Consider the following 21,537-nt stretch of genomic DNA (forward strand, 5'->3'; position numbering starts at 1 on the left):
CGCGCGGCGGAGCCTCCCGCGCGGCGGAGCCTCCCGCGCGGCGGAGCCTCCCGCGCGGCGGAGCCTCCCGCGCGGCGGAGCCTCCCGCGCGGCGGAGCCTCCCGCGCGGCGGGAGCCGCATATCGGCAGGGGTCGGGAAGGGGCGGGGTGGGGAACGAGCCCGCCGCAGGCGGCGAGATCCGCCGGGCGATGCCCGGGCCCTCGGGGACCGTCAGTCCCCGGGCCGCGCTTCCAGCCGGGCCAGGGCGTCGGCGAGCCAGCGCCTCTCCTCCGCCGCGGTCGCGCGAGCGACCCGCAGCATGCCCTCGCGGAAGACATCCCCGGCCCCCTCCGCGCGCACCGGCTCGCCGCCCTCGTAGAAGAAGCTCGACGGGGTGTCCAGGAACGCCTGGCGGCGCCGCAGCACGGCGGCCTGCCCGGCCGGGTCCGGGAGGTGGCGGAGGAAGGCGAGCAGCGTGAAGAAGCGCTGGCCGTCGCTGATCTCCACGTCCTTGGGCGCGCGCAGCCGGGACAGCAGCTCGGCGCGGCCCTCGGCGGTGAGGGACAGCACCCGGCGCGGGGCGGCGCTCGCGCCCGGCTCGGTGCGCTGGTCCAGCAGACCGGCCTTCGTCAGCCGGGTGATCGCCGGGTAGAGCGCGCCGTCGCTCACGGGGCGGACATGCCCGCTCAGCGCCTTGATGCGCTCCTTGAGCTCGTAGCCGTGCAGCGGCTGGTCGTACAGAAAGCCGAGGATCGACAGCTCCAGCACCTTCGGTGACGCCCCTTTCCCGCTTGTCCGGTGACCCGCGCCATGATACCTCTCATCGCTGTACCTCGATTAGAGGTACAGCCGCGTGCCGGGAGGGAAGCGATGACGCAGGAGACACCGCCGAAGGAACACCGCCGCAGACTCGTGGGCCTGGCCCGCCCGGTCTACGGCGAGCTGCTGGCCGGCGTGGTGGCCGGGATCGTCAACATGGTGTGGGTGGCCCGCCTCGGCGGACCGGCCGTCGCCGCCGTGGCCGTCGCGACGAACGTCGAGAACCTCGCCCTCGGCCTGATCCTGATGGCCGGCAGCGGCACCACCGTGCTGGTGGCCCGCGCCCGCGGCGCCCGCGACCCGGTGGCCCTGCGCACCGCCGTGCGCGGCGGCTGGGCGCTGTGGGGGCTGCTCACCCCGGCCGTCGCGGTGGGCGGCTGGGCGCTGCGCGAGCCGCTGGCCCGCCTGGTGCTCGGCGGCGCGGACGGCCCGGCGCTCCGGCTCGCCGCCGACTACTTCTCGATCTCCCTGCCCGGGCTCGCCGTCTTCTTCGCGCAGAACCTCCTCGACGGCGTCCTCAAGGGCGCCGGGGACACCCGCACCCCCATGCGCCTCGCCTTCCTCGCCAACGCCCTGATCCTCGTCCTCGACCCGCTGCTGATCTTCGGCCTGTGCGGGCTGCCCCGGCTCGGCGTGACCGGCGCCGCCTGGGCCACCGTCGCCGGGCGCTCCATCGCCCTCGCGGCCGGGCTGGTCGCGCTGCGCCGCAACCGCCTGCTGCGCCGGGCCGCCGCCACCGCCCGCCCCGCCGGACGCACCTCGGGCGGCCGCTTCGCCGCCCTGCGCGCCACCGCCGCCACCGGGCTGCCGATGGCCGCCGACTTCACGGCCCGGATGGCCGGTTCCCTGCTGCTGGTCGCCGTCGTGGCGCGGATCGGGGTGACGTCCGTCGCCGCGTACGCCATCGCGACCAAGGCGATGTACGTGGCGACCATGTCGTTCTACGCGGTGCGCCAGGCCGCCGCCATCCACACCGCCCACACCCTCGGCGCCGGCCGCGACGCGCGCGCCGCGATCGCCCGCCAGGCGGTGCTGCTGGGCCTCGCGCTCGGCGCGCTCGCCGCCCTCGCGCTGCTGGCCGCCGCGCCGTGGGTGATGCGGGCGTTCGGGGCACGGCCGGACGTCGCCGGGGCCGGAGCGGCGTTTCTGCGCTGCGTGGGCCCGTATCTGGCCCTGCTGGGCTGCCTCATCGCGCTCGGCGGCGTCTTCGAGGGCTCCGGGGGCAGCCCGCTGATGCTGCGCGTCACCCTCGCCGGCACGGCCGTCCAACTGCCCCTCGCGTACGGCCTGTCCGGCTTCGGGCTGCCCGGGGTGTGCGCGGCCATGGCGCTGGCCGCCGCGCTCCAGTGCCTGGCCGTGCTCGCCCTGTCCCGCCGTTTCACCCCGTCACCGGTGCCCGCCCGCGGGGCGGCGGAGCGAGCGGGGGCGGCTTGACCGCGGCCCGCCTCCGGGACCCGTACCCGGTACTGTCGGCGGCGATGGACAAGACCCTGATCGTCACCAACGACTTCCCGCCCCGGCCCGGCGGCATCCAGGCGTTTCTGCACAACATGGCGCTGCGCCTGGACCCCGGGCGGGTCGTCGTCTACGCCTCCACCTGGAAGCGCGGGCGGGAGGGCGCCGAGGCCACCGCCCGGTTCGACGCCGAGCAGCCGTTCCCCGTCGTACGGGACCGTACGACCATGCTGCTGCCCACCCCGCGGGTGACCCGGCGCGCCACCGAGCTGCTGCGCGCGCACGGCTGCACCGCGGTGTGGTTCGGGGCGGCCGCCCCGCTCGGGCTGATGGCCCCGGCGCTGCGCGCGGCGGGCGCCCGGCGGCTGGTGGCGACCACCCATGGGCACGAGGCGGCCTGGGCCCAGCTCCCCGCCTCCCGCGGGCTGCTGCGCCGGATCGGCGAGGGCACCGACACCCTCACCTACCTCGGCGAGTACACCCGCGCGCGGATCGCGGCGGCGGTCGGCCCCGAGGCCGCGGCGCGCATGGTCCGACTGACGCCCGGCGTGGACGAGAAGACCTTCCACCCCGACTCGGGCGGCGCCGAGGTCCGGGCCCGGCTCGGGCTCGCCGACCGCCCGGTCGTGGTGTGCGTCTCCCGGCTGGTGCCGCGCAAGGGGCAGGACACCCTCATCGAGGCCATGCCGCGGATCCTGGACCGGGTCCCGGACGCCGTCCTGCTGATCGTCGGCGGCGGCCCGTACGCCAAGGAGCTGCACCGGCTGGCCGAGACCACCGGCGTCGCCGGCTCCGTACGGTTCACCGGCGCGGTCCCCTGGGAGGAGCTGCCCGCCTACTACGGAGCGGGCGACGTGTTCGCCATGCCCTGTCGCACCCGCCGCGGCGGCCTGGACGTCGAGGGCCTGGGCATCGTCTACCTCGAGGCCTCCGCGACCGGCCTGCCCGTCGTCGCCGGGGACTCCGGCGGCGCGCCGGACGCCGTGCTCGACGGCGAGACGGGCTGGGTGGTGCGGGGCGGCTCCGCCGAGCAGGCGGCCGAGCGGATCGTGGCGCTGCTCGAGGACGCCGAGCTGCGGCGGCGGATGGGGGAGCGGGGGCGCGCGTGGGTGGAGGAGCGCTGGCGCTGGGACCTGCTCGCCGAGCGGCTGGAGGGCCTGCTCTGAGCCGAGGCCGCGCTCCCGCGCAGGGACTCAGCCCTGGTACAGCGCCTCGATCTCCGGCGCGAAGTCCTTGGCCACCACGTTCCGCTTGAGCTTCAGCGACGGCGTGACATGCCCGGAGTCCTCGGTGAACTGGGTGGTCACGATGCGGAACTTGCGCACCGACTCCGCCCTCGAGACCGCCGCGTTCCCGTCGTCCACCGCCCGCTGGATCTCGGCCAGCAGCGCCGGGTCCTCCCGCAGCTCGGCCACCGTGGAGCCGGCCGGCCTGCCGTGCTCGGCCAGCCAGCGCGGCAGGAACTCCTCGTCGACGGTGATCAGCGCGCCGACGAAGGGGCGTCCGTCGCCGACGACCATGCACTCGGCGATCAGGGCGTGCGCCCTGATCCGGTCCTCGATCACCGCCGGGGCCACGTTCTTGCCGCCCGCGGTGATGATGATCTCCTTCTTGCGGCCGGTGATGGTGAGATAGCCGTCCGCGTCGAGGGAGCCCAGGTCGCCGGTGTGGAACCAGCCGTCCGACAGCGCCTCGGCCGTGGCCGCCTCGTTGTTCCAGTAGCCACTGAACAGGTGCTCGCCGTGCAGCAGCACCTCCCCGTCGTCCGCGATCCGGACCACCGTGCCCGGCATCGGCTGGCCGACCGTGCCCAGCTTCTGCCGGTCCCACGGGTTGAAGGTGGTCGCCGCGCAGGACTCGGTCAGGCCGTAGCCCTCCAGCACCGTGAAGCCGATGCCCCGGTAGAAGTGGCCGAGCCGGGCGCCCAGCGGCGCGCCGCCGGAGATCGCGTGGGTGGCCCGGCCGCCCAGGACGGCCCGCAGCTTGCTGTAGACCAGGCGGTCGAAGATCTTGTGCTTGACCTTGAGGCCGAAGGACGGCCCGGCGGAGGTGTCCAGCGCCTTGCTGTAGGCGATGGCGGTCGCGGCCGCCTTGTCGAAGATCTTGCCCTTGCCGTCGGCCTGCGCCTTCGCCCGCGCCCCGTTGTAGACCTTCTCGAAGACGCGCGGCACGCCCAGCACCAACGTCGGCCGGAAGGAGGCGAGTTCATCGGTGAGGGTCTTGACGTCCGGGACGTGTCCGAGCTTGATGGGCGCCAGCACCGCCGCGATCTCCACCAGACGCCCGAGCACATGCGCCTCGGGGAGGAAGAGCAGCACCGACGACTCGCCGGTCACGAAGATCGGCTTGAGGCGGGCCACGACATTGCCGCACTCGACGAAGAAGCTGCGGTGGGAGAGCACACACCCCTTGGGGCGGCCGGTGGTGCCCGAGGTGTAGACGATCGTGGCCGGGGAGTCGGCGTTCGCGATGGCGCTGCGCTCGTCGACCACCGCGTCCGCGATGTCCGCGCCCAGCTTCCGCAGGGTCTCGATCGCCCCGCCGCCGTCGATCCGCCACAGGCCCTTCAGCGCGGGCAGGGTGTCCCGCACGGACTCCACGGACGCCTCGTGCGCGGCGGACTCGACCACACAGGCCACCGCGCCCGAGTCGCCGAGGATCCACTGGGTCTGCTCGGCCGAACTCGTCTCGTAGACCGGCACCGTGACCGCGCCCGCGCTCCAGATGGCGAAGTCCAGCAGCGTCCACTCGTAGCGGGTGCGGGACATCAGGCCGACCCGGTCGCCCGGCTCCACCCCGGCGGCGATCAGGCCCTTGGCGACGGCCCGCACCTCCGCGAGGAACTCGGCCGCGGTGACGTCCTGCCACACGCCGTCGACCTTCCGGCCGACCACCACGACCTCGGGGTGATGCGCGGCGTTGCGCCGGATGAGGTCCGTCAGATTCCCGTCGGCCGGAACCTCGTACAGGGCCGGAAGGCTGAACTCGCGCAAGACTGCTGCTCCTCGTCGGGCGCCGGCGCCGCTACACGGGCAATGGGGGGTGATGGACTGCCCGGACGTTACCGATGGGTATGGCATCTGGGATAGGGGGTCCTCCCAGATGTTTGATGCGTCACACCCCGCTCTCGTACTGGCCGCAGACTAGTCGACCCGGCCCGGGACCCGGAAGTAACGGCAGGTGGCCGCGGAGGGGTGCGGGCGGGCGTCTGACGGCGGGGCGCGGCAGGACTTAGGCTGGCCCGCATGCGAGTTCACGTGGTCAGCGACGTGCACGGCAACAGTCGCGACCTCAAGAAGGCGGGCGACGGCGCCGACGCCCTGATCTGCCTCGGCGACCTGGTGCTGTTCCTCGACTACGCCGATCACTCCCGGGGGATCTTCCCCGACCTGTTCGGCGTCGAGAACGCCGACCACATCGTGGAACTGCGCACCGCCCGCCGGTTCGCCGAGGCCCGTGACTTCGGCAACCGGCTGTGGGGCGGGCTCGAGGTGGACCGCCAGACCGCCATCGAGTCCGCGGTCCGACGGCAATACGCCGACCTCTTCGCGGCCTTCCCCACCCCTACCTACGCCACCTACGGCAATGTCGATATACCGAGGCTGTGGCCCGAGTACGCCCAGCCCGGTACCACCGTGCTGGACGGCCAGCGGATCGAGATCGGCGGCCGGGTCTTCGGCTTCGTCGGCGGCGGCCTGCGCACCCCGATGCGCACCCCGTACGAGGTCGACGACGAGGAGTACGCCGCGAAGATCGCGGCGCTCGGCGAGGTCGACGTGTTGTGCACCCACATCCCGCCCGACGTCCCCGAACTCTGCTACGACACCGTCGCCCGCCGCTTCGAGCGGGGCAGCGCCGCCCTCCTCGACGCGATCCGCGCCGTGCGTCCCCGCTACGCCTTCTTCGGCCATGTCCACCAGCCGCTCGCGCGCCGGATGCGGATCGGCGCCACCGAGTGCGTCAACGTCGGCCACTTCGCCTCGACCGGCACCCCCTGGACCCTGGAGTGGTGACCTGCGCGCGGTAGCCTTCAGCGGCAGGCACCCAGGCGGCGGATCAAGCGGACCGATACCGAAGGAACGACGGCGATGGCGGAACACACCAGCTCGAGCATCACGATCGAGGCGGCACCGGCCGACGTGATGGAGGTGATCGCCGACTTCGACCGTTACCCGGAGTGGTCCGGAGAGGTGAAGGAGGCCGACGTCCTCACCAAGGACGACCGCGGGCGCGCCGAGAAGGTGCGGATGCTGCTCGACGCCGGGGCGATCAAGGACGACTACACCCTGGAGTACACCTGGACCGGTGACAACCAGGTCAGCTGGTCCCTGGTCAAGTCCCAGATGCTGCGCTCCCTGGACGGCTCGTACAAGCTGGCCCCCCTCGACAGCGGCAAGCGCACCGAGGTCACCTACCAGCTGACCGTCGACGTCAAGATCCCGATGCTCGGCATGATCAAGCGCAAGGCCGAGAAGGTCATCATCGACCGCGCGCTGGCGGGCCTGAAGAAGCGGGTGGAAAGCGCCGCCTGAGCGCGCCCCCCGACCGGACCCCGCCCGGCCCCGACCGGCCCCCGCCCGGCCCCCGTCGGGAAGACACCGCACCACCCTGCCCGGAGGCTCCTTTCCATGCGTACGGTCCTCGTCACCGGTACCGGCGGCGCGGGCCGCACCACCGTCGCCGCCGCGACCGCGCTCGCCGCCGCCCAAGAGGGCCGGCGCACCCTGCTGCTCACGGCCGACCGCGACGCCACCCCCGAGGCGCTGCTCGGCCTCCCCACGCCCCGGCCCGCCACCGCCCCGGCCGACCGGCGGCCCCCGTGGAACCCGCCGGTCGAGATCGCCCCCGGGCTGTGGGCCGCGCGTATCGCCGCCGACGACTGGTTCCGCGGCGAGCTGGCCACCCTCCAGGAACGGGGGCGCGGCGCGCTGGACATGCTCGGCGCCAGCCCGCTGGACCCCGAGGAGCTGACCGGGCTGCCCGGCATGGAGGCCATCGCGGTGCTGCGCGCGCTGCGCGCCGCCCATGACGCGGACCCGGACACCGCCGGAGCCGCCGCCGGATGGGACGTCCTGGTCGTCGACATGCCGCCCGCCCCCGACACCATCGCGGTGCTCGCCCTGCCCGAGCAGCTGCGCCGCTATCTGCGGCGGCTGCTGCCCGCCGAGCGGCAGGCGGCGCGCGCCCTGCGGCCGATGCTGGCGCAGCTCGCCGGGGTGCCGATGCCCGCCCAGAAGCTGTACGAGACGGCCGAGCGCTGGGAGCGCGAGCTGGCCGGCGTGCAGGACCTGATCGAGTCCGAAGCCACCACCGTACGGCTGGTGGTGGACCCGGGGCCGCTCGCCGACCGGGCGCTGCGCACCGCCCGCGCCGGGCTCGCGCTGTACGGCTGCCGCGTGGAGGCCGTGGTCGCCAACCGGCTGCTGCCCACCGGCACCTCGGACCCCTGGCTCGCGGCGCTGTCCGGCCGGCAACAGGCCGCGCTCAAGGAGCTGCACGGGCAGTGGGCGCCCGACGTCCCCGTCCGTGAACTGCCGCACCTGGGCGGCGCCCCGGGGGAGGCCGACGGCCCGGCCGGAGCGCCCCGGGCGGGCGGCCCCGCCGCCGCACTCGCCGCCCTCGCCGGACCGGCCGGGGCCCCCGAGCCGCGCCCCGACCGCCCGGCCGCCGAGCCGTGGACCGTCGAGGACCGCCTCGCCGACGAAGGGGTGCTGGTGTGGCGGCTGCCGCTGCCCGGCGCCGACCGCGACTCCCTCGGCCTGGTGCGCCGCGGCGATGAACTGATCGTCACCGTCGGCCCGTTCCACCGCGTGCTGCCGCTGCCCTCCGCCCTGCGCCGCTGCACCGTGTCCGGCGCCGGGCTGCGCGACGGTCACTTGCACGTCCGCTTCACCCCGGACCCCGAACTCTGGCCGAAGAGCGTGTGACGGCTGTGACGGAGGCGCCCCTTGCCCCTTACGTCCTCTCCTCATTCCGGTAACGTCGGGAGCAAGCCCGGATGAACACCCCCGGGCCGTCAGTCCCTCCGCCGCAGGAGCCCGCCATGAGCGACGCCACCGAGCGCCCCGCCGAAACTCCCCTCACGGGCGATGCCCCGGACACCGATGTCCCGGTCACCGACATCGACCCCGACGCCTGGGAGCGGGCCTGTGCCGAAGACCTCGCCGCGGAGCGGGCCCGCCGCCGGGCCCACGAGGGCGGCCATGAGCCGGGCAGCGCCGCCGAGGAGCTGCGCAAACTGGCCGAGGCCATCGCCGACAAGCTCGCCGGGGCCCAGGCCCCGCTGGCCGGAACGGCCGTGCAGGGCGCCGTACAACACTTGATCGCACAGGCGAAGGCCGCCGTCGAACCGGTCGTCGAACGCAACCCTGAGGTCTTCGATCACCTCGCCACCGCCGGCACCGAGCTTCTCGCCGCTTACCGGGCCGCGGTCCAGGGCCAGGAGCAGCGCTGGACGAGGGGCGGAGACGACCGCGACGGCAAGGCCGATGGCGCCGACAAGGGCGATGAGTCTTCGAGTAGTGAACACATCGACCTCGACTGAGCCCCCACCTCCGGTACCGTTGTGCCCGGCGGGGTTCGACCTAATAACTGAGGGACACATGGGACTCACCATCGGCGTCGACATCGGCGGCACGAAGATCGCAGCTGGCGTGGTCGACGAAGAGGGCTCGATTCTCGAGACGAGCAAGGTATCGACCCCGCCGACCCCGGAAGGGGTCGTCGACGCCATCGCGGACGCGGTGCGCACGGTCAGCGCCGGCCACGACATCGAGGCCGTCGGCATCGGCGCGGCCGGTTACGTGGACGACAAGCGCGCCACGGTGATCTTCGCGCCCAACATCAACTGGCGCCATGAGGCGCTCAAGGACAAGGTCGAGCAGCGCGTGGGCCTGCCCGTCGTCGTCGAGAACGACGCGAACGCGGCCGCGTGGGGCGAGTACCGCTTCGGCGCCGGCCAGGGCCATGACGACGTCGTGTGCATCACGCTCGGCACCGGCCTCGGCGGCGGCATCATCATCGGCGGCAAGCTGCACCGCGGCCGCTTCGGCGTCGCGGCCGAGTTCGGCCACGTCCGCGTGGTCCCGGACGGGCTGCTGTGCGGCTGCGGCAGCCAGGGCTGCTGGGAGCAGTACGCCTCCGGCCGCGCCCTGGTCCGCTACGCCAAGCAGCGCGCCAACGCCACCCCGGAGAACGCGGCGGTGCTGCTCGGCCTCGGCGACGGCACCCCCGAGGGCATCCAGGGCAAGCACATCAGCGACGCGGCCCGCCAGGGCGACGCGGTCGCCATCGACTCCTTCCGCGAGCTGGCCCGCTGGGCCGGCGCCGGCCTCGCCGACCTCGCCTCGCTCTTCGACCCCTCGGCGTTCATCGTCGGCGGCGGCGTGTCCGACGAGGGCGACCTGGTCCTGGAGCCGATCCGCAAGTCCTTCCGCCGCTGGCTGGTGGGCAACCAGTGGCGCCCGCACGCCCAGGTGCTCGCCGCCCAGCTCGGCGGCAAGGCCGGGCTCGTCGGCGCCGCCGACCTGGCCCGCCAGGGCTGACCGGAACGGGGGGACGGGACGTGGTACTCGCGGACCTGCCGGCCTCGGCCGGCGACCGGGACGCCGCCGTGGTGCGGGTACTGAGCTACAACATCCGCTCGCTGCGCGACGACCGTGAGGCGCTGGTCCGGGTGGTCCGGGCCTGCGCCCCCGACGTCCTGTGCGTGCAGGAGGCGCCGCGCCACTTCCGCTGGCGCAAGGCCGCCTCCTGGCTGGCCCGCGAGACCGGCCTCGTCCACACCACCGGCGGCGCCACCACCGCCGGCCCGATGCTGCTGACCTCGCTGCGCACCCACGTGGAGCGCAGCGAGGACATCCTGCTGCCCCGCATCCCCGGCCTGCACCAGCGCGGCCTGGCCACCGCCGTGCTGCGGTTCGGGGGCGGGCACCGGGGCGCGGACGCCATCAGGCTCGGCGTGGTCAGCTGCCATCTGAGCCTGGCCGAGGCCGAGCGCCACGACCAGGCGGGGATGGTGCTCGACCACCTCGCCGCGCTGGGCGCCCCGTACACGGTGCTGGCCGGTGACATCAACGACCGGCCCGAGGGCCGCGCCTTCCGCCGGCTGGCCGGATCGCTGCGCGACGCCTGGGCGGCCGAGCCCTGGGGGAGCGAGCTCACCTACCCGCAGGACCGGCCCCGGCGCCGGATCGACGCGCTGTTCACGACCGAGGGCGTGGAGGTCCTCGGCTGCGGGGTGCCGGCCGGGCTGCCCGGGGTCACGGAGGCGGACCTGAGGGCGGCGTCGGACCATCTCCCGGTCCTGGCCGCGCTCCGGCTCCCGCGCGTTTCCGTCGCCGCGCCCGCCGGGCCGGCGGGCACGGGCCGCTCCGCCTGAGGCCGCTGCCCGGCCTCAGTCGGCCTCAGTCTGTTTCAGCCGGCTTCAGACGACCGCGCCGCGGCCCGGGTCGTCGTCCTCTTCGTCGTCGTCCCCCATCCGCAGCACCAGCGTGGTGAAGCCGCCCAGGAAGCCGCCCACCGCGAGCGTGGTGATCCACCAGGTGAGCTCCACCTGGAACAGCACCACGCCGAGCAGCAGCAGCGGGCCGCCCAGCACGCCCAGCCACGCGAAGCGCGAGGTGGTGTCGGTCTCGGGGAGCGGGGGCGGCTCGGGCGGGACGAAGTGGCCCTCGTCTGTCTCGTCGAAGTCGTCGTCGGACGGCTCGGCGGGCTCCCAGTCGCGGGGGCCGACGCCCGGCGCGTAGACGATGAAGCTGCCGAGGGGCTTGTCGGGCTTGGCCACATCGACCGGGCCCGCCCCCGCCCCCGCGCCCGGCGCCGACGGGTCGCGCCGGCCCTCCGGGTCGTCGTCCTCATCGTCGTCGTCCCGTGCGTCCCGGCCGCTCCGGTCCTGGGAGTCGCCGTCGGGCAGGTCCTCGGCCTCGGGCCAGGGCGCCGGGGCCTCCGGGTCCCGGGACTCCTTGCCGTACGCCGCGACGATCTCGGCGAACGCGGCGTCGTCGTCGCGAGCGCCTGCCTCGTTCTCGTTCGGGTCACGCTCCGCCACTGGCCGCCGCCCCCTCCTTCCCGAGTCGCGTATCCGTCCCACTGTTCTCATCGATACCCCGCGTCAGCCTGCTGATGAACGCGTGGGTCTCGGCGAGGACGAGCTCCGCGTCGTGGTCCAGCGTCGCCACGTGGTAGCTGCGCTCCAGCACCAGCTCGGTGACGTCCCGGGAGGAGACCCGGCTCAGGATGCGCGCCGAGTCGACCGGGGGCACCACATGATCCGCCGCACTGTGCATCAGCAGCAGCGGCTGGGTCACCCGCGGCAGTTCGGCGTCGACCTCCCGCAGCAGCCGGCGCAGCTGGTCCGCGCCGTTCAGCGGCACCCGCTGGTAGCCCGACTCCGGCGTGCCCGGCTTGGCGATGTCGCTCACGATGCCCTTGACGGACGGGATCAGACGGCGCAGCACCGGCAGCGCCGGGGCGGCCCGGCCGTGCATGCGGTGGGCCGGGTTGACCAGGGCCAGCCCGCTGACCCGCGCCCCGTGACGGGCGGCGAGCCGCAGGGCGAGCGCGCCGCCCATGGACAGCCCGCACACGAACACCTGCCGGCATCGCTCGGCGAGCCCGCGCAGCTCCCGGTCCACCTCGGCGTACCAGTCGTCCCGGCTGGTGACCGCGAGCTCCTGCCAGCGGGTGCCGTGGCCGGGCAGCAGCGGGAGCGAGACCGTCAGCCCCTGCCGCGCGAGGTGCTCGGCCCACGGACGGACCGACTGGGGTGTGCCGGTGAAGCCATGACAGACGAGGACGCCGATCTCTCCGCCGTCATGGCGGAACGGCTGGGCCCCGGGAAGGAGCGGCACCGAGGATCTCCGTTCGGTGAATATGGCGGTCGTTCGGTGTATAGGGCACTGGTGGAACGGGGCCGGGCGGCCCGGGACCTCAGCGTACGCGGCGCGCCGCAGAGGGGGTAGGCACGTTAAGGTCTCCTCGTCGGATACAGGAGGTCCTCGGTTGTTCTACGGCGCCATGAAGCTGTCGGTCGGCGGAGCGTTGAAGCTGGCCTTCCGGCCCTGGGTGGAGGGGCTGGAGAACGTCCCCGCGGAGGGGCCGGCCATCCTCGCCAGCAACCACCTGTCGTTCTCCGACTCCTTCTTCCTTCCCGCGATGCTCGACCGCAAGGTCACGTTCATCGCCAAGCAGGAGTACTTCACCACCCCGGGCGTGAAGGGCAAGCTGACCGCCGCCTTCTTCAAGGGCGTCGGGCAGCTGCCGGTGGACCGCTCGGGCGGGCGCGGCGCGAGCGAGGCCGCGATCAAGAGCGGCATCGAGGTGCTGGAGCGCGGCGAGTTGTTCGGCATCTACCCGGAGGGCACCCGCTCGCCGGACGGGCGGCTGTACCGCGGCAAGCCGGGCGGTCTGGCGCGGGTGGCGCTGGCCACGGGCGCCCCGGTGATCCCGGTCGCGATGATCGACACCGAGAAGATCCAGCCGCCGGGCAAGGTGATGCCCAAGCTGATGCGGCCGGGCATCCGGATCGGCAAGCCGCTGGACTTCAGCCGCTACCACGGCATGGACAACGACCGCTTCATCCTGCGCTCGGTGACCGACGAGGTCATGTACGAGATCATGAAGCTCTCCGGCCAGGAGTACGTCGACATCTACGCGACCGTCGCCAAGCGGCAGATCGCGGATGCCGAGGCGGCCCGCAAGCGCGAGGAGAAGGCCGCGGACACGGGCGGGGACGACAGCGGGGACAAGGCCGGGGCGTAACCGCGTCCGGCACGGGGGTGGGGAAGTGGCGCTGCGGCCAGGCCGTACGGGCAAGACTGTCGTGCGCATGTCGGTGGAGCAGCCCCTGTGGCGGGCGCTGACCGCCTACCGGGTGCTCACCCTGCTGTACGCGCTCACCCTCTACGCCTACGGCTACGACGACTACGACCACCCGCTGGGCGCGGGCGCCTACATGGCCGTGCTGACCGTGTGGACCGCGCTCACCGTCCGCATGGTCTCCTCGGCCGAGCAGTGCACCCTGCGCTTTCTGGTCGGTGATCTGACCGTCGCGGTGGTGGGCATCCTGCTCACCCCGCTCGTCGACACCCATGACCGCATCGCCGAGGGCACCCCCACCCTGCCGTCGATATGGACCGCGGGGGCGGTGCTCGGCTTCGCGATCAAGGGCGGCTGGCGGTGGGCCGCCTGGGCCTCCACGGTCGTCTGCGCGGCCAACATCATCGAGCGCGGCGGATTCGCCCAGGACACCGTCCACATGCTGATGCTGGTGTGGGTGGCGAGCGTGGCCATCGGCTACGTCGTCGAGGTGGCCCGCGCCAGCGAGCGCACCCTGGCCCGCGCGCTGCGGATCGAGGCGGCCACGCGCGAACGGGAGCGGCTGGCCCGGGACATCCACGACAGCGTGCTCCAGGTCCTCGCCATGGTGCAGCGCCGGGGCGCGGCCATCGGCGGGGAGGCGACCGAACTGGGGCGGATGGCGGGGGAGCAGGAGATCGCGCTGCGCACGCTGATCTCCACGGGCCCGCGGGACGCGGCGCACGAGGCGGACCGGGCGGACCGGCCGGAGCCGGTGGCCCCGGCCGGGGTCGCGCTCCTCACGGCCGAGGCCGAGGCCGAGGCGCCCGCCGCCGACGGCGGACCCGAACGGCGCGATCTGCTGGCTCTGTTGGCCCCGCACGCCGGATCCCGCGTCACCCTCTCCGGCCCGGGCACCCCCGTACCGCTCCCCGACGAGGCCGCCACCGAACTCGCGGCCGCTGTCGGTGCCGCCCTGGACAATGTGCGGGTACACGCCGGGGACGGCGCGAACGCCTGGATCCTGGTCGAGGACGAGCCGGACGAGGTGACGGTGACCGTACGCGACGACGGCCCCGGCATCCCCGAGGGGCGGCTGGCCGACGCCGAGCGCGAGGGGCGCCTCGGCGTGGCGCTGTCCATCCGGGGGCGCCTGCGCGACCTGGGCGGCAGCGCCGAGTGGATCTCGGCCCCCGGCCAGGGCACCGAGGTGGAGTTGAAGGTTCCGCGACAGGGGAAGACCGGACGATGACCGAGCGGCAGGACAGCGGTGTGCGGGGCGACGGCGGGCGGGAGGGGCGGCCGGTCACGGTGGTCACGGTGATGGTGGTCGACGACCACCCGATGTGGCGCGACGCCGTCGCCCGCGATCTGTCCGAGGCCGGGTTCGACGTGGTGGCCACGGCGGGGGACGGCCCGCAGGCGGTGCGCCGCGCCAAGGCCGCGAACCCCGACGTCCTGGTCCTCGACCTCAACCTCCCCGGGCTGCCCGGGGTCGAGGTCTGCAAGCAGCTCGTGGGCGCCGAACCCGGCCCGCCCGGCCCGCGCGTGCTGGTGCTCTCCGCGAGCGGGGAGCACGCGGATGTGCTGGAGGCGGTGAAGTCCGGCGCGACCGGCTATCTGCTGAAGTCGGCCAGCACCCAGGAGCTTCAGGACGCGGTGCGCCGGACGGCCGCCGGGGAGCCGGTGTTCACCCCGGGCCTCGCGGGCCTGGTGCTCGGCGAGTACCGCCGGCTGGCGAGCGACCCCGCCCCCGCCGCGCCCGACCGCCCCGTCGCCCCCCGGCTCACCGAGCGGGAGACGGAGGTGCTGCGGCTGGTGGCCAAGGGGCTGTCGTACAAGCAGATCGCCGAGCGGCTGGTCATCTCGCACCGCACCGTGCAGAACCATGTCCAGAACACCCTCGGCAAGCTTCAGTTGCACAACCGCGTCGAGCTGGTGCGGTACGCGATCGAGCGCGGCCTGGACACCGGCGTCTGAGACCGGTCAGCGGCCGCCGCCGCACGATCGGGTGAACCCTGAACCCAACTGCCCCTGTAGTCAGGGGATTCACTTCCCGCCCTATCCCGTGTGACCTGGATCACCGTTAGCGTGGATTCTCGTATCGGGCATTCACGGGAAAACATGGGAGAAGGGAAAAACGATGCGGGTCGGAGTGCTGACCGGTGGCGGTGACTGCCCCGGGCTCAACGCGGTCATCCGCGCCGTCGTCCGCAAGGGCGTACAGGAATACGGCTACGACTTCGTCGGCTTCCGGGACGGCTGGCGGGGTCCGCTCGAAGGCGACACGGTACCCCTCGACATCCACGCGGTGCGCGGCATCCTGCCGCGCGGCGGCACCATCCTCGGGTCGTCCCGCACCAACCCCCTCAAGAGCCAGGACGGCATCCGCCGGGTCAAGGACAACCTCGCCAAGCAGGAGGTCGACGCGCTCATCGCGATCGGCGGCGAGGACACGCTCGGGGTGGCCGCGCGGCTCTCCAGCGAGTACGGGATCCGCTGCGTCGGCGTCCCCAAGACCATCGACAACGACCTGTCCGCCACCGACTACACCTTCGGCTTCGACACCGCCGTCAACATCGCCACCGAGGCCATCGACCGCCTCCACACCACGGCCGAATCGCATATGCGCGTCCTCGTCGTCGAGGTGATGGGCCGTCACGCGGGCTGGATCGCCCTCCACTCGGGCCTGGCCGGCGGCGCCAACGTCATCCTCATCCCCGAACAGCGCTTCGACGTCGACCAGATCTGCGCCTGGGTCGAGTCCCGCTTCAAGATCCGCTACGCCCCGATCGTCGTCGTCGCGGAGGGAGCGATGCCCAAGGGCGGTGACGCGGTCCTCAAGGACGGGTCGCTCGACTCCTTCGGCCATGTCCGGCTCTCCGGGATCGGGGAGTGGCTGGCCAAGGAGATCGAGAGGCGCACCGGCAAGGAGGCCCGCACGACGGTGCTCGGCCACGTCCAGCGCGGCGGCACCCCCAGCGCGTTCGACCGCTGGCTCGCCACCCGCTTCGGGCTGCACGCCATCGACGCCGTCCGGGACGAGGACTACGGCAAGATGGTCGCCCTGCGCGGCACCGACATCGTCCGCGTCCCGCTCACGGAGGCCACCGCGCGGCTCAAGACGGTGGACCTCTCGCTGTACGCCGAAGCCGAGGTCTTCTTCGGCTGACCCACCCCGCCCGCCCGGGGAGGGCCGGCAGCCTGCGCCGCCGCCCCTCCCCACCCCTCCCCGCTCCATGGGCCTCCGCCCCCTGACCCCCGCCCGGCCCGAGAGGGCTGCCGCGGGGGCCGCGCCCCTGTCCCCGACGGGGTGCGGCCGGGACTACGCCCTGGCCCCGCCGGACTTCGGCCGGGGGCTGCGGCCTGGCCTCCGGTGGGGCTCCGCCCCTCCCCATGCGGCGGAGCCGCAGATCCACCGGGGGGCTGGGGGCTTGCCCCCAGTTGCGGGAAGGGGCGGGTAGGGGACAGGCGCCGCAGGCGGCCGGGGGCGGGCGTCACACCAGGACGGCCGCCAGGAGCTCAGCGACAATCGTCGCGCCATTGAGCGTCAGCACGGACTCGGGATGGAACTGCACACCCGCGAAGTTCGGCCCGCGCAGCGCGTGTACGTCGCCGCTCACCGGGTCGCGGCTGACCTCCACCCGGTGCATCGCCAGCTCACCCGCCGCCGCCCCGTCGCACCGCGCGGTGAACGTGTTGTAGAAGCCGACGGTCTCCTCGCGCCCGAAGAGCCGGATCCGCTCCTGCGCACCCTGGAACGGCACGTCCTTCCGTACGATCTCCAGCCCCAGCTCGGCCGCCAGCAGCTCGTGCCCCAGGCACACCCCCAGCAGCCCGTGCCGGTGCCCGCGCACCAGGTCCGCCGTCAGCCCGCGCAGGAACCGCATCTTCGGGTCGGCCGTGTCGGACGGGTCGCCCGGGCCCGGGCCGAGGATCACGGGGCCCTCGTGCGCCAGCGCGGCCTCCCGCACGCCCGGCTCGTCGAACCGCCGCACGGTCACCGTGAGCCCGGTGGTCCGCAGGAGGTGCGCCAGCATCGCGGTGAAGGTGTCCTCGCCGTCGACCACCAGGGCGTGCCCGGTTGGCCGCGCACCGGCCCGCGGGGCGTCCTCGGGCGTGTGCATGCGCAGCCAGAACGGGGCGAGGTCGGCCCGGCGGGCGTCCAGGGCCGCCCGCACCCGCGGGTCGTCGGCGAGCCGGGGGAGTGCGGGCCCGTCGGCCCGCCCCGCGAGGGAAGGGCGCACCCCGAGGGCGGTGAGGACCCCGGCCGCCTTGGCGTGGGTCTCGGCGACCTCGCCGTGCGGGTCGGAGTGGCGTACCAGCGTGGCCCCGACCGGCACCCGCAGGGAGCCGTCGGAGTCAATATCCGCGGTGCGGATGAGGATCGGCGAGTCCAGGGTCTGCGCGCCGCCGGCGTCCCGCCCGATGAGCGCGAGCGCCCCCGCGTAGTAGCCGCGCCCCGCGCCGTCCGGCCCGGCGGGCTCGTACCGCTCGATCACCCGGCAGGCGTTCTGCACCGGCGAGCCGGTCACCGTCGCCGCGAACATCGTCTCCCGCAGCACCTCCCGCACATCGAGCGAGGAGCGGCCGCGCAGTTCGTACTCGGTGTGCGCGAGGTGAGCCATCTCCTTGAGCCGGGGGCCGACCACGACGCCGCCCATGTCGCCGACGGTGCACATCATCTTCAGCTCCTCGTCCACGACCATGGACAGCTCCTCCACCTCCTTGCGGTCGTGCAGAAACTCCAGCAGCCCGTCGAGCCGGGCCCCGTCGCTGGGATAGCGGTAGGTCCCGCTGATGGGGTTCATCACGACCGTCCCGCCCGACATCCGCACATGCACCTCGGGGCTGGCGCCCACCAGCGTCCGGCCGTCGGCCAGGCGGACGACATACGTCCAGTACGCGCCGCGCTCCCCGGCCAGCAGCCGCCGGAACAGCGCGAGGGCGTCGGCGCGGCCGAAGCCGGGGATCTCGCCCCGGAAGGTCCTGCGGATCACGAAGTTCGCGCCCTCGCCGGTGCCGATCTCGTCCTCGACGACCCGCCGTACGATCTCCGCGTACGCGTCGTCGGCCACGTCGAAGGCCCCGCCCTCGACCCGTACCTCGTGCGCGGGCAGCGCGTCCAGCACCTCGCCCAGCGGCAGTTCGTACGTCTCCTCGGGGCGCAGCACGGCCAGCGGCGTCCCGTCGTCGCGCACGTCGAACCCGCGCTCGCGGATCTGCCGGAACGGCACCAGGGCCAGCGCGTCGTGCGCACCCGCACCCGCACCCGCACCGGCGCCCGGTGCCCCGGTCGGCAGCGGGATGTCGGTCAGCCGCTCCACCTCGGTGACGGGGCCCAGCAGCACCTCGACGGTGTCGGGCGCGTGGCCGGGCGTGCGGCGGTGCAGCAGGGCGAAGGGCGGGCAGTCGGCGGAGAGCAGCCGCCGGATGATCGCGCGGGGGTCGTGGTGCGGATCACTGTGCATTGCGGTGGTTCCTTCCGGGAGGGAGGAACGGCCCGCGGAAACGCCGAAGGCCGCCCCTCGGGCGGCCTTCGCGGTGTCGGTGCGCACGCGCGATCAGTGGGCCGCCGGATGAGCGGTCCACCACCAGGTCATGGTCAGTCGCGCGAACATGGGCCGGACCCTACCGCATGTGTCGGCCTCAGTCCCAGCGGTGGTCGTGGTCGTCGTGGTCGCGCCCGCCGCCTCCGCCTCCGCCTCCGCCTCCGCCGCCTCCGCCTCCGCTGTGGTGACCGCCGCCTCCGCCTCCGCCACTGTCGTGGTGGTCGCCGCCTCCGCCTCCGCCGCTGTGGTGGTCGCCTCCCCCGCCTCCTCCGCCACCACCGCCGTCGCCCGAGTGGTCGGGCGACGCGTCGTCGTCGTTCACGTAGCCCACTCCGAAATCGGGGACCGGGTCCCCGAAGTCCTCGATCACGTCCGCGACGAGCCCGGCGACGTCACCGGCGGCATCGCCGCCTCCGACGCCGGAGTCGGCGGGGAGGCCCAGGCCGGTCAGGAAGTCCGTCGGGTGGTGCTCGACGGCGGAGTGGTCCGCCGCGTCCGGGAGCAGCTCCCCGCCCACCACCACGGCCGACAGGGCGACGCCGAACGTGTGGCCCGCGCTCCGGGCGAGCGAGGCGATCCGCGATCCGCGGCCCCGGCCGGGCCGGAGGCCGCCGAGGGCGTCCTGGATCCGGTCCGCCTCCGCCCGCAGGCCACGGCTCTCCAGCAGCCGGACCGCTGCGCGCCAGTGGCGCCTGGCCCGCCCCACCGCGCGCAGGTCGCCCCGGCGCGCGGACCGGGCCCTGAGGGCCACCAGGCCCAGGTTGTACGCGGTCCAAGCCTCGCCGTGGGCGTCGTCGGCCTCCCGGAAGAGGCCGAGCGCCCGCTCGTAGCTGCGGGTGGCCGCCGCCAGGTCGTCCTCACCGTCCCGCCGCTCGCCGCGCTGGTAATGGGCATGGCCCAGATTGGTCAGGGACTGGGCCTGGCCGCGGAGGTCCCCGCAGCGCTCGCGCAGTGCGAGGGCCCGCTGGTGGCAGCGGAGCGCGGCACTGTAGTCGGCCACGCCGTCGCCCGCGTAGAGGTCGCCGAGGTTGCTCAGCACGGCGGCGCGGGCGGCGCCGTCGAAGCCCCCCGCCTCATCCGTTTCGCCCGCGAAGCTGTCGACCGTCCTTTCGTACGCTTCGACGGCCGCCCGGGCGACGGGACGGCCCCGGGAGGCCAGCTCGTCCTCGCACTGCTGGAGGACGCGCAGCGCCTCCCCCCACACCTCGGCGACGCGCCGCTCGTCGCCGAGCTCCGTCCACAGCCGCCGCGCATGCGCGTAAGCCTCCAGCGCCGGCTCGCGACGGGCCTGCTGGCGGTGCGCGGTGCCGATCCGCCACAGCGCCTCCGCCTCGGCCGCCCGGTCCCCCGAGCGGTGCGCGGCCTCCGCCGCCAGCCGATGGGTGTCCAGCCAGTCGTCCCAGAACTTGTACAGGTCGAAGAACGCGGTCAGGCGCAGCGCCAGAGCGATGGCCGCGGCGTCGTGCCCGCTCGCGTGGGCCAGCCGCACGGCCGCGATCAGACACAGGCGCTCGGTGGCCAGCCAGTACAGGGCCATCGGACGGTTGGTGAGCAGGCCCCGCTCGGCACGGCTGTGCAGTCGCCGTCCGCGCTCCGAGGACGGCCGCAGCCAGGCGTCGGCCTCGCCCGCCCGGTCGGCGTAGTGGGTGACCAGCCGTCCGACCGCGTCGTGCCGGGCCACCGCCGGCTCCTGTGCCGCGGCGCGCTCAGCCGCGTACAGCCGCACCAGGCTGTGGAGGCGGTAGGGGCCGCGGTACCTTCCCGTGATCATGTGCGCGCGGCGCAGCTCCTCCAGCCGTGGTTCGACCTCGGGAACGGGCTCGCCCACCAGGGCCGCGGCGGTGTCGGCGAAGAGGTGCGGGCCCGGGTGGAGTGAGAGCAGCCGGAACAGCCGTGCCTCGGCGGCAGGCAGCCGCTCGTACGAGAGGGTGAACGCCGAGCGCACCGCCGCTGAAGCCGGACCGGTGTCGGGACCCGCGTCGGGGGCGCGCAGGGCGTCGAGGCGGCGGGCCTCGTCGCGCAGCCGGTCGGCGAGCTCGCCCACCGGCAGGCCCGGCGTGGTGACGAGCCTGGCCGCGACCAGGTCCAGGGCGAGCGGCAGCCGGTCGCACAGCTCGGCGAGCCGGCGCGCGTCCCGCCCATGCCCGCTCACCCGCCGGTCCGCCACGGAGGCGGCCTTCAGCGCGGCGGCGAGGAACGCGACCGCCTCGTCCTCGGGCAGGACGTCCACGTGGTGCTGGCGCGCACCGCTCAGCGCACCACCGGCCAGGATGTGCCGTCCGACGATCACGCAGCAGTTCCTGGGGTGCGGCGGCAGCAACAGTGCCACCTGCTCTACGGAGGCGGCGTTGTCGAGCACGACGAGCACCGGGCGCCCCCGCTCGGCCAGGGCGCTCATCTCGCTGCGATACAGGCGATGGCGCTCCTCCAGGCTCCGGCCCTCGATATCGCGCTGGGCCACGCGCAGCGCCCGCAGGAACGAGCCGAGCGCGTCGTACGCCGAGACCCGGTCGTCGGGCTCGCGCTCATAACCGCGCAGGTCCAGGTACAGCTCGGCGCCGTACCAGCGGCGGGCCCTGGCGGTGTGCCCGGCGTGCAGCACGAGCGCGGTCTTGCCGACGCCCGCGGGTCCGGAGACGGCGACGACGTTCTGCCGGCCGGCCCAGGCCCACACCACGGACCTTCTCGGCCTGTGGCCGGGCCTGCCGCGCGGGCCGACCCTCGGCTTCAGCTCGGCGAGCAGCTCCTGGAGCGGTTCCCGCCGCCCGGCGAACGCGCCCGGGGCGGGTGGCAGCCCGGCGAGCGCCTCCGGCGGTGGGGCGGGCGGCCCGGCCATCGTGAGCCGTTCGATCAAGCCCGCCTGGACGACCGTGTGAGCCGTCCCCGAGAACTCGTTTCTGATGTCATCCCCCATGAGTTCTTTGTAGCGCCGAG

The 21,537-nt window shown here is 74.2% G+C and carries 19 protein-coding genes; 12 read left to right on the forward strand and 7 right to left on the reverse strand.

Going from position 1 to position 21,537, the window contains the following annotated elements:
* Nucleotides 1–211 precede the first annotated feature (211 nt).
* Nucleotides 212–748 carry a PadR family transcriptional regulator gene (locus ABTY62_RS25410; protein ID WP_352131731.1) on the reverse strand — a complete coding sequence of 179 codons (537 nt, stop codon included), beginning with the start codon at nt 746–748 and terminating at the stop codon, nt 212–214.
* 102 nt (nt 749–850) lie between these two features.
* Here ABTY62_RS25410 and ABTY62_RS25415 point away from each other — a divergent pair, with 102 nt between their 5' ends.
* Together ABTY62_RS25415 and ABTY62_RS25420 are read left to right on the forward strand one after the other, a co-directional pair.
* Nucleotides 851–2,233 (forward strand): MATE family efflux transporter, encoded by a 1,383-nt coding sequence (locus tag ABTY62_RS25415; RefSeq protein ID WP_352131732.1) that lies wholly within the window; start codon nt 851–853, stop codon nt 2,231–2,233.
* Nucleotides 2,234–2,277: 44 nt separating this feature from the next.
* Nucleotides 2,278–3,420, forward strand: a complete 1,143-nt coding sequence (locus ABTY62_RS25420; protein ID WP_352131733.1) for a glycosyltransferase family 4 protein — start codon at nt 2,278–2,280, stop codon at nt 3,418–3,420.
* A gap of 27 nt (nt 3,421–3,447) precedes the next feature.
* On the opposite strand, the gene ABTY62_RS25425 is transcribed toward ABTY62_RS25420, so the two are convergent.
* Entirely contained in the window at nt 3,448–5,247 is a 1,800-nt protein-coding gene (locus tag ABTY62_RS25425) for an AMP-dependent synthetase/ligase (protein ID WP_352131734.1), read from the reverse strand.
* Nucleotides 5,248–5,499: 252 nt separating this feature from the next.
* Between ABTY62_RS25425 and ABTY62_RS25430 the strand changes: the two genes are divergently transcribed.
* The 6 genes from ABTY62_RS25430 to ABTY62_RS25455 all read left to right on the forward strand — a co-directional run bounded on the left by ABTY62_RS25430 (nt 5,500) and on the right by ABTY62_RS25455 (nt 10,634).
* Nucleotides 5,500–6,267: a metallophosphoesterase family protein gene (locus ABTY62_RS25430; protein ID WP_352131735.1), complete on the forward strand. Its 768-nt coding sequence runs from the start codon at nt 5,500–5,502 to the stop codon at nt 6,265–6,267.
* A gap of 75 nt (nt 6,268–6,342) precedes the next feature.
* Entirely contained in the window at nt 6,343–6,786 is a 444-nt protein-coding gene (locus tag ABTY62_RS25435; protein WP_352131736.1) for an SRPBCC family protein, read from the forward strand.
* Between the two features lie 96 nt (nt 6,787–6,882).
* Nucleotides 6,883–8,181, forward strand: coding sequence for an ArsA family ATPase (locus tag ABTY62_RS25440; protein WP_352131737.1), 1,299 nt, complete (start codon nt 6,883–6,885; stop codon nt 8,179–8,181).
* Nucleotides 8,182–8,297: 116 nt separating this feature from the next.
* Nucleotides 8,298–8,798 (forward strand): DUF5304 domain-containing protein, encoded by a 501-nt coding sequence (locus tag ABTY62_RS25445; protein ID WP_352131738.1) that lies wholly within the window; start codon nt 8,298–8,300, stop codon nt 8,796–8,798.
* A gap of 58 nt (nt 8,799–8,856) precedes the next feature.
* Nucleotides 8,857–9,798, forward strand: coding sequence for an ROK family glucokinase (locus tag ABTY62_RS25450; protein WP_352131739.1), 942 nt, complete (start codon nt 8,857–8,859; stop codon nt 9,796–9,798).
* 20 nt (nt 9,799–9,818) lie between these two features.
* Nucleotides 9,819–10,634: an endonuclease/exonuclease/phosphatase family protein gene (locus ABTY62_RS25455; protein WP_352131740.1), complete on the forward strand. Its 816-nt coding sequence runs from the start codon at nt 9,819–9,821 to the stop codon at nt 10,632–10,634.
* Between the two features lie 45 nt (nt 10,635–10,679).
* Here ABTY62_RS25455 and ABTY62_RS25460 read toward each other — a convergent pair whose 3' ends face one another.
* A complete protein-coding gene (locus tag ABTY62_RS25460) occupies nt 10,680–11,354 on the reverse strand; it encodes a hypothetical protein (protein WP_502997514.1) in 675 nt (224 codons plus the stop codon).
* Nucleotides 11,290–12,105 (reverse strand): alpha/beta hydrolase, encoded by an 816-nt coding sequence (locus tag ABTY62_RS25465; protein WP_352131742.1) that lies wholly within the window; start codon nt 12,103–12,105, stop codon nt 11,290–11,292. The genes ABTY62_RS25460 and ABTY62_RS25465 overlap by 65 nt, the downstream gene beginning before the upstream one ends.
* A 166-nt stretch (nt 12,106–12,271) precedes the next feature.
* Here ABTY62_RS25465 and ABTY62_RS25470 point away from each other — a divergent pair, with 166 nt between their 5' ends.
* From ABTY62_RS25470 to ABTY62_RS25485, 4 genes are all read left to right on the forward strand, one after another.
* Nucleotides 12,272–13,015 (forward strand): lysophospholipid acyltransferase family protein, encoded by a 744-nt coding sequence (locus tag ABTY62_RS25470; protein ID WP_352131785.1) that lies wholly within the window; start codon nt 12,272–12,274, stop codon nt 13,013–13,015.
* A 67-nt stretch (nt 13,016–13,082) separates the two neighbouring features.
* Nucleotides 13,083–14,303 (forward strand): MacS family sensor histidine kinase, encoded by a 1,221-nt coding sequence (macS, locus tag ABTY62_RS25475; protein ID WP_352131743.1) that lies wholly within the window; start codon nt 13,083–13,085, stop codon nt 14,301–14,303.
* Nucleotides 14,304–14,374: 71 nt separating this feature from the next.
* The gene (locus ABTY62_RS25480) at nt 14,375–15,031 is read left to right on the forward strand and encodes a response regulator (protein ID WP_352131786.1); all 657 of its coding nucleotides are present in this window, start codon (nt 14,375–14,377) and stop codon (nt 15,029–15,031) included.
* A gap of 163 nt (nt 15,032–15,194) precedes the next feature.
* Entirely contained in the window at nt 15,195–16,223 is a 1,029-nt protein-coding gene (locus tag ABTY62_RS25485; RefSeq protein ID WP_352131744.1) for a 6-phosphofructokinase, read from the forward strand.
* A 325-nt stretch (nt 16,224–16,548) separates the two neighbouring features.
* Here ABTY62_RS25485 and ABTY62_RS25490 read toward each other — a convergent pair whose 3' ends face one another.
* The 3 genes from ABTY62_RS25490 to ABTY62_RS25500 all read right to left on the reverse strand — a co-directional run bounded on the left by ABTY62_RS25490 (nt 16,549) and on the right by ABTY62_RS25500 (nt 21,517).
* Nucleotides 16,549–18,522 (reverse strand): anthranilate synthase family protein, encoded by a 1,974-nt coding sequence (locus ABTY62_RS25490; protein WP_352131745.1) that lies wholly within the window; start codon nt 18,520–18,522, stop codon nt 16,549–16,551.
* A gap of 93 nt (nt 18,523–18,615) precedes the next feature.
* Nucleotides 18,616–18,672 carry a trp operon leader peptide gene (locus ABTY62_RS25495; RefSeq protein ID WP_106516695.1) on the reverse strand — a complete coding sequence of 19 codons (57 nt, stop codon included), beginning with the start codon at nt 18,670–18,672 and terminating at the stop codon, nt 18,616–18,618.
* A 28-nt stretch (nt 18,673–18,700) separates the two neighbouring features.
* Nucleotides 18,701–21,517: a tetratricopeptide repeat protein gene (locus ABTY62_RS25500; protein WP_352131746.1), complete on the reverse strand. Its 2,817-nt coding sequence runs from the start codon at nt 21,515–21,517 to the stop codon at nt 18,701–18,703.
* Nucleotides 21,518–21,537 lie beyond the last annotated feature (20 nt).

Source organism: Streptomyces sp. NPDC097640 (assembly GCF_040302705.1).
Lineage (GTDB): Bacteria > Actinomycetota > Actinomycetes > Streptomycetales > Streptomycetaceae > Streptomyces.